This window comes from Neisseria sp. HMSC070A01, assembly GCF_001810165.1.
Lineage (GTDB): Bacteria > Pseudomonadota > Gammaproteobacteria > Burkholderiales > Neisseriaceae > Neisseria.
Window position 1 is genome coordinate 96906 of sequence record NZ_KV800126.1, and the last position, 6650, is coordinate 103555.

At 51.9% G+C, this 6650-nt stretch carries 4 protein-coding genes; 1 reads left to right on the forward strand and 3 read right to left on the reverse strand.

From position 1 onward, the window contains the following. Window positions 1-271 precede the first annotated feature (271 nt). Genes infB through rimP form a run of 3 tightly spaced genes read right to left on the reverse strand, consistent with a single transcriptional unit; the run spans window position 272 to window position 5157 of the window. Window positions 272-3181, reverse strand: coding sequence for a translation initiation factor IF-2 (gene infB, locus HMPREF2711_RS08995; RefSeq protein WP_070616010.1), 2910 nt, complete (start codon window positions 3179-3181; stop codon window positions 272-274). Window positions 3182-3192: 11 nt separating this feature from the next. After that, window positions 3193-4698 carry a transcription termination factor NusA gene (nusA, locus tag HMPREF2711_RS09000; protein ID WP_036493524.1) on the reverse strand — a complete coding sequence of 502 codons (1506 nt, stop codon included), beginning with the start codon at window positions 4696-4698 and terminating at the stop codon, window positions 3193-3195. Window positions 4699-4725: 27 nt separating this feature from the next. Then, window positions 4726-5157, reverse strand: coding sequence for a ribosome maturation factor RimP (gene rimP, locus HMPREF2711_RS09005; RefSeq protein ID WP_003745685.1), 432 nt, complete (start codon window positions 5155-5157; stop codon window positions 4726-4728). A 343-nt stretch (window positions 5158-5500) separates the two neighbouring features. On the opposite strand from rimP, the gene serC reads away from it, so the two are divergent. Continuing rightward, window positions 5501-6607 carry a phosphoserine transaminase gene (gene serC / locus HMPREF2711_RS09010; RefSeq protein ID WP_036493527.1) on the forward strand — a complete coding sequence of 369 codons (1107 nt, stop codon included), beginning with the start codon at window positions 5501-5503 and terminating at the stop codon, window positions 6605-6607. The last annotated feature ends 43 nt before the right edge of the window (window positions 6608-6650 follow it).

A 6650-nucleotide genomic window follows, 5' to 3' on the forward strand; every position in this document is an offset into this window, starting at 1 on the left:
TTGTGTTTAGGCTATATATACTAGTGCCGAAATTTGATAAAAACAACAAAAACATTAAGATATGACAATAATTAGAGAGCCTTGTCGGGCCGTGTTTGCCGTCCCTTCTTTTACTAAATGGTTTTGCCTTGTTTGATTGTTTTGTGCCTTCTATACCACACATTGATTTTTATAGTTTCAAACTATGAAGAGTGTAAAAAGGCCGTCTGAAAAAAAGAAGCAGGTTTCGCATTGCAAAACCTGCTTCTGATTTTTCAGACGGCCTGTCTGATTACAGCGTACGGGCAACTTCGACGATGTCGAAACATTCGAGTTGGTCGCCTTCCATAATCTCGTTGTAGCCTTTGATCATCAGACCACATTCGAAGCCCATGCGGACTTCTTTGACGTCGTCTTTGTAGCGTTTCAAAGAAGACAGTTCGCCGGTATGGATGACCACGTTGTTGCGGATGAGGCGGACATGGGAATCGCGTTTGACCACGCCGTCGGTAACCATACAGCCTGCAATATTGCCAACTTTGGAAACGGAGATAACCTGACGGATTTCGACCGTACCGGTGACTTGTTCTTTCTCTTCCGGAGAGAGCATGCCGCTCATGGCGGCTTTCACATCGTCGATGGCATCGTAAATGATGTTGTAGTAACGGATTTCCACATTTTCATTTTCGGCCAGTTTGCGTGCGGAAGCATCTGCACGGACGTTAAAGCCGATGATGAACGCGCCGGAAGCGATGGCCAAGTTGACATCCGATTCGGTAATGCCGCCCACGCCGCTGTGCAACACGTTCACTTTCACTTCGTCGGTGGACAGTTTTTTCAGGCTGCCCGCCAAAGCTTCGTAAGAACCTTGTACGTCTGCTTTGATGATGACAGACAAGGATTGGGCTTGGTTTTCGCCCATGTTGTTGAACATGTTTTCCAGTTTTGCGGCCTGTTGTTTGGCCAAGCGCACGTCGCGGTATTTGCCTTGACGGAAGAGGGCGATTTCGCGCGCTTTTTTCTCGTCGGCCAACACCATTGCATCTTCGCCTGCGTTCGGTACGTCGGACAAGCCGAGGATTTCGACAGGGATAGACGGTCCGGCTTCATTGATGGCTTTGCCGTTTTCGTCAACCATTGCACGAATTTTACCGAATGCAGTACCGGCCAGCAGCATATCGCCTTTTTTCAGCGTACCGCTTTGCACCAAGAGGGTAGCAACCGCGCCGCGGCCTTTGTCCAAACGTGCCTCAACGATGATACCTTTGGCTGGTGCATCGACAGGGGCGGTCAGTTCCAAAACTTCGGCTTCGAGCAAGACGGCTTCGAGCAAGGCGTCGATATTGATGCCTTTTTTGGCGGAAACGTCGATAAATTGTACATCGCCGCCCCATTCGTCCGGCACGACTTCGTGCGCGGTCAGCTCTTGGCGGATACGCTCGGGATTGGCGGCTTCTTTATCGATTTTGTTGACGGCAACCACCATCGGCACGCCTGCGGCTTTAGCATGGGCAATCGCCTCGATGGTTTGCGGCATCACGCCATCGTCGGCTGCAACCACGAGAATCACGATGTCGGTTGCTTTCGCACCGCGCGCACGCATGGCGGTAAACGCTTCGTGACCCGGAGTATCCAAGAAGGTAATCACGCCGCGCGGGGTTTCAACGTGGTATGCACCGATGTGTTGGGTAATGCCGCCTGCTTCGCCTTGTACCACTTTGGCGCGGCGGATGTAGTCCAGCAGGGAGGTTTTACCGTGGTCGACGTGACCCATGACGGTAACCACCGGAGGACGCGGCAATGCTTCGGCTTCCACGGCTTCCACGCCTTCATCCAAGAATGCCTCTGGATCGTCGGCAGCAGCAGGTTTGCCGATGTGGCCGAGTTCTTCCACCACAATCAGGGCAGTGTCTTGGTCGATGGATTGGTTGATGGTGACCATCATGCCCATTTTCATCAGGGCTTTGACCACTTCGACGCCTTTAACGGCCATTTTGTGCGCCAAATCGGCAACGGTAATGGTTTCGGGAACCAAAACTTCGTGTACGACAGGTTCGGTCGGTGCTTGGAAGGCGTGTTGGTTCGGCTCGAGTTTGAGTTTCTTGCCTTTTTTGCCGCTGCGTACGCGCTCGTCGTCGCCGTTGCGTGCATTGTTGCGGTCACGGCCGCCTTTGCCGCCTTTGCCTTTGGCGTTGCGTCCTTGGTTCTCTTCGTCACGATCGCGGCGGTCGTCTTTTTTATTGCGCGCGTTGTGTTCGGATTTGCCTTCGCCGGCTGAGGATTTGGTTTTCTCGGCAGATTTGTTGCGTTCGCCTGATTTGGATTTGGCTTCTTTGGCAGATTTTGCTTCTTGCTCGGCCTGTTGTTTCATGGCTTCGCGGCGTGCTTGACGCTCTTGTTTTTCTTTCAACAAGGCTTCTTGATGCGCACGCAGGGCAGCGGCACGACGGGCTTCTTCATCGCGTTGAGCCTGTTCTTCCTCGCTGACGACAGGTTGAGGTACGGCAGGCGCGGCAGGTTTGGCTGCCTTTTTCGCTTCTTTGCCTTTACCGCCTTTGTCTTGTTTGGCTTTAGCAGGTTTTTTGGCTTCGGCCGGTTTTTCAGCTTCAACGGATTTTTCAGACGGCTTGGTGTCTGCTTTGGCTTCTACTTTAGCTTCTACGGCTTCAACCGGTTTAGCTTCTTCTTTTTTGGCTTCGGCAGGCTTGCTTTCTGCTTTTGGTGCGGCTTTGGCTGCTTTCAGTCTGGCTGCTTCGGCCTCTGCTTTGGCGCGGGCTTCGGCTTTTGCGGCTGCTTCTGCTTCAGCTTTGGCTTTTTCTTCGGCAGCTTTGGCTTTTTCTTCGGCAGCTTTGGCGGCTGCTTTTTCTGCTTCGGCTTTTTGGTTTTCAGCCGCTACTTTGGCTTTGGCCTCCGCGGCCAATTCTTCGGAAGAAGGAATGGTAACGGCACGGCTGCGGCGGCGTGTTTCCACTTTTACGCCGTCAACGGTGCTGACTTCGGTTTTTTTGCGGCGGATGCTGATGGTGCCGCTGTTGCTGCCATTTTTCTTTTGCAGGTAAGCGGTCAGCAGTTGTTTGTCGTCAGTGGTCAGGCTGTCATTACCGCTGTTTTTGTTGACGCCGGCTTCTTTCAATTGTTTAAGCAAATCATCGACGGGGCGGTTTAGTTCGGCGGCAAATTGTGCTACGGTTGTATTACTCATTCAGTACCCCCTTAGTTGTTTTCTTCAGTAAACCAGTGTTCGCGTGCAGCCAAAATCACTTTTTTGGCTTCTTCTTCGTCAACACCGGTAATTTCGACCAATTCGTCAACAGACAATTCGGCCAGATCGTCGCGTTGGGTCACGCCTGCTTCGGCAAGCTTGCGCAACATATCGGAATCTACGCCGTCCAGATTGCGCATGTCTTCAGACACTTCGCCCAGTTTTTCTTCTGCCGCGATGGTCATGGTCAGGATGGCGTCGCGTGCGCGGTTGCGCAGGGTTTCAACGATTTCTTCGTCAAAGCCTTCGATGGCGAGCAATTCTGCCGCCGGAACGTAAGCCACTTCTTCCAATGTGGCAAAACCTTCTTCAACCAAAATATCGGCGGTTTCATCGTCGATGTTCAAGTGGGTAGTGAAGAGGTTGCGGATAACGGCGTCTTCGGCGGCATTGCGCTCGTCGGCTTCTTCAACGGTCATGATGTTCAGCTGCCAGCCGGTCAGGATGGAAGCCAGGCGGACGTTTTGACCGCCGCGGCCGATGGCCAGCGCCAGTTGGTTTTCATCAACAATCACGTCAACGGCGTGTTTGTCTTCGTCAATCACGATGCGGCTCACTTCGGCAGGAGACAGCGCGTTCATCACGAATTGGGCAGGCTCGGGAGACCACAAAACGATGTCGATGCGTTCGCCGGACAATTCGTTGCTCACGGCGTTGACACGGGAACCGCGCACGCCGATACAAGTACCCTGTGGATCGATGCGTTGGTCGTTGGCTTTAACGGCAACTTTGGCGCGTTGGCCTGGATCGCGTGCTACTTCGCGGATTTCCAACAGGCCGTCTGCAATTTCAGGCACTTCGTTGGCGTAGAGTTTGGCCAAGAAGTCGCCGCTGGTACGGCTCAAAATAACTTGTTTGCGGCCGGTATTGCCGATTTCGTCCACACGCAGGAAGAGGGCGCGGATGCGGTCGCCGCTGCGGAAGTTTTCGCGCGGAATCATTTCTTCGCGTGGAATCAGTGCATCAAGTTTGCCCGCGACGACTTCAACGATGATGCCGTGGCGCTCAACGCGTTTTACGGTGCCGGAAACGATGTCTTCTTTAGAAGCAAGGAACTCGTTCAGGTTTTGCTCGCGCTCCGCATCACGGATGCGTTGCAGGATGATTTGTTTGGCGGTTTGCGCTGCTTGGCGGCCGAAGCCTTCGTTTGGCAGCTGCTCTTCGTAGTATTCGCCGATTTGGATGGTGGTGCCGGGGATTTCTTCTTGGATTTCCTCGATGGTTTTTTCTACGTCGGGGTAGGTGTAGTCTTCATCGGCAACAATCAGCCAGCGGCGGAAGGTTTGGTATTCGCCGGTATCGCGGTCGATTTCGACGCGCACGTCCATGTGCTCGCGGTCGGCTTTTTTCTTGGCGGCAGTAGAGAGGGCGAATTCAAGGGCTTTGAATACGACTTCCGTTTCAACGTTTTTTTCACTTGCCAGCGCTTCGGCCAGCTGTAACATTTCGCGACTCATTTTCTAGAATCTCCAAGTAATCGGTTTTTAAAATTTAAATTCGGGGCGCAAACGGGCTTTGTCGATGTTGCTCAATTCGATTTGGGCGGTTTTGCCGTCGAAAGAGACGGTAACAATGTCGTTTTCGCAAGATTCGATGCGGCCGATGAAGTTTTTCTGACCATCAATCGGCAGGCGTGTTTTGATTTTGGCGTTCTGGCCGGCAAAGCGCACGAAGTCGGCGGCTTTTTTCAACGGTCGGTCAAGGCCCGGGCTGGAGATTTCCAAGCGTTTGTAGTCGATGTCTTCAACCATGAACACGCGGCTCAGATGGTTGCTGACAGTGGCGCAGTCTTCGACGGTGATGCCGCCTTCTTTATCGATGAAAATGCGCAAATCGCCTTGCGCGGTCAGTTCGAAATCGACCAGCTCGTAGCCCAAGCCGGGCAGGGTTTTATCAAGAATGCTTTGAATATCCATGCTTCTCCAGAAGTACATAAACAAAAAAATGGCCGCGCGGCCATTTTTCGTGTGATTTGAAAAATTGGCCTATTATAACTGTTTTCCAGATAAAAGAAAAGCGTTGATTTGGCGTGGATTTTTTGAAGTAATTGCTTAAATGGAAGGGGTGGGGATGAGGCCGTCTGAAAAGGGAATTGTTGACAAGTTTTGATGTGGCTTTTCTGGAATTTTTTTGGAAAACAAATAATTGGTGGTGCTTTGTTTTCAGACGGCCTTGGATTTCCTGATTTTTCGTGCTTGCACAATGTGCAAGGCGGTTCTACAATTTCTTCATACCCTCCGAAGAAGAAAGATGGCCGCTATGTCCGCACACCCGATTTATAATTTTTCCGCAGGTCCTGCCGTATTGCCGGAAGCCGTATTGCGTACCGCGCAACAGGAAATGCTCGACTACAACGGTACGGGTTTCCCCGTGATGGCGATGAGCCACCGTTCGGATATGTTTTTGAGCATTCTTCATCATGCCGAACAAGACTTGCGCCAGCTTTTGAATATTCCGTCCAACTATAAAATCCTGTTTTTACAGGGCGGTGCGACCACGCAATTCAATATGGTGGCCATGAATTTGGCGCACGGTTTTGCGACTGCCGACGCGGTGGTAACGGGCAACTGGAGCCGTATTGCCTATGAACAGATGAGCCGTTTGAGCAATGCCGAAATCCGTTTGGCCGCGCATGGCGGCGAGCAATATGCCTATAAAAACCTGCCTGCGGTGGAGGATTGGGATGTCAACCCGAATTCCGCGTTTGTTCATTTTGCGATTAATGAAACCGTAAACGGCTTGCAGTATCAAAACGTCCCCAAACTTTCAGACGGCCTGCCGCCGCTGGTGTGCGATATGTCGAGCGAGATTTTGTCGCGTGAGTTTGATGTATCCGATTACGGCCTGATTTATGCCGGCGCACAAAAAAATATCGGCCCCGCCGGTGCGACCGTGGTCATTATCCGCGAGGATTTGCTGGAGCGTTGTCCGAACGATATTCCCGATGTGTTCAACTACCGTTCGCACATCAACCGCGACGGTATGTACAACACGCCTTCCACCTATGCGATTTATATGTCGGGCTTGGTGTTCCGCTGGCTGCAAACGCAGGGCGGTGTGAAAAAAATTGAAGCGGTCAATCGAATGAAGGCACAAACCTTGTATGAGGCGATAGACGGCAGCGGCGGTTTTTACATCAACGATATTCATCCTGATGCGCGTTCCAAAATGAACGTGGTCTTCAAAACCGCAAGTGAGGATTTGGATCGCCGCTTTGTGTTGGAAGCTGAGTTGCAGGGCCTGTGCCTGCTCAAGGGCTACAAAACCGTCGGCGGTATGCGCGCCAGCATTTATAATGCGATGCCGCTTGAAGGTGTGAACGCGTTGGCCGACTTTATGAAAGATTTCCAACGACGTTACGGTTAAGACTTAAGATAAAAAGGCCGTCTGAAACTGGGTTTCAGACGGC